This window comes from Rhodopirellula sp. UBA1907, assembly GCF_002337565.1.
GTDB classification, from domain to species: Bacteria; Planctomycetota; Planctomycetia; order Pirellulales; family Pirellulaceae; genus Rhodopirellula; species Rhodopirellula europaea.
Genome location: NZ_DDGH01000072.1, coordinates 54,670 through 55,834, shown reverse-complemented (window position 1 = coordinate 55,834; position 1,165 = coordinate 54,670). Strand labels below are relative to the sequence as shown.

The following is a 1,165-nucleotide window of genomic DNA, read 5'->3' as shown; positions in this document are numbered from 1 at the left end:
CCCTACGTTCGGGCGGCTCGCAAATTTTGGGCGGAACGAGCCGAGAAGGCCGGATCTTGAACAAGCCAGCTGAATGAGCCAGCCGGCGAGAGGTTCGAACCGCCTGGAGAATCGTAAGCGGATGGCGACCGAGATTTGAATTGCCGCCTCTCGTCAAATCGCCGCGGATCGTCGAAACTAGCCGCCATGACGAATCTTGCCAGCGATCTGTTTCTTCACCCGTCGTCGGAATTATCCATCGACGGTCACACCTTGCGCTACATCGATACGGCGGCCGGTTCTGACCTCGCGAGTTCCGATGTCAGATCTTCCGATGGCGAGCCAACCTTTGTTTGTGTGCATGGCAATCCGACGTGGAGCTTTTACTACCGGCGAATCATCGAGCGGTATGGCAAGCAGCAACGAGTGATCGCGGTCGATCACATTGGTTGCGGTCGCAGTGACAAACCGTCGGCGGATGAATTCCCGTACACGATGGCCGCCCATCGAGATAACTTGATTCGGTTGGTCGACGAGTTGGATCTGAAGAACGTGGTCCTGATCGCTCACGATTGGGGTGGTGCGATTGGTTTGTCAGCCATGCATGCTCGCCGAGAACGTTTGGCTGGGATTGGGTTGCTGAACACGGCTGCGTTCCCACCGCCATACATGCCTCAGCGAATTGCCGCGTGCCGGATGCCCGTGTTGGGCACGCCCGCGGTTCGCGGATTGAATTTGTTCGCACGCGCGGCGGTCACCATGGCCATGTCGCGAACGAAGATGAAACCCGATGTCGCAGCGGGATTGCTGGCTCCCTATGACAACTGGCAGAACCGAGTCGCGATCGATCGGTTTGTCCGTGACATACCTTTGAATGATTCTCATCCCACGATGAAGACGCTTCGGCAGTTGGAGTCCGATCTGCCGGACCTGGCGTCGCTACCTATCTCTTTGATTTGGGGAATGAAGGATTGGTGTTTTCGACCGGAATGTCTGCGACGCTTCGAAGCCGTTTGGCCCGATGCGGAAGTCACGGAATTGGCAACGACCGGTCACTATGTGATCGAAGACTCGCCCGAAGAAACCTTGGCCGCGATTGATTCATTGCTCGCCCGCGTCAAGGAGCGCATCGGTGCGGCGTGATCCGTGGCAGTGGATCGCGAACACCCTCGGCGGTCCAGCCGAT

At 57.7% G+C, this 1,165-nt stretch carries 1 protein-coding gene; it reads left to right on the top strand.

The window, feature by feature from the left end:
* The first annotated feature begins 186 nt into the window (after nucleotides 1-186).
* A complete protein-coding gene (locus B2R17_RS15565) occupies nucleotides 187-1,122 on the top strand; it encodes an alpha/beta fold hydrolase (RefSeq protein WP_286764704.1) in 936 nt (311 codons plus the stop codon).
* Nucleotides 1,123-1,165 lie beyond the last annotated feature (43 nt).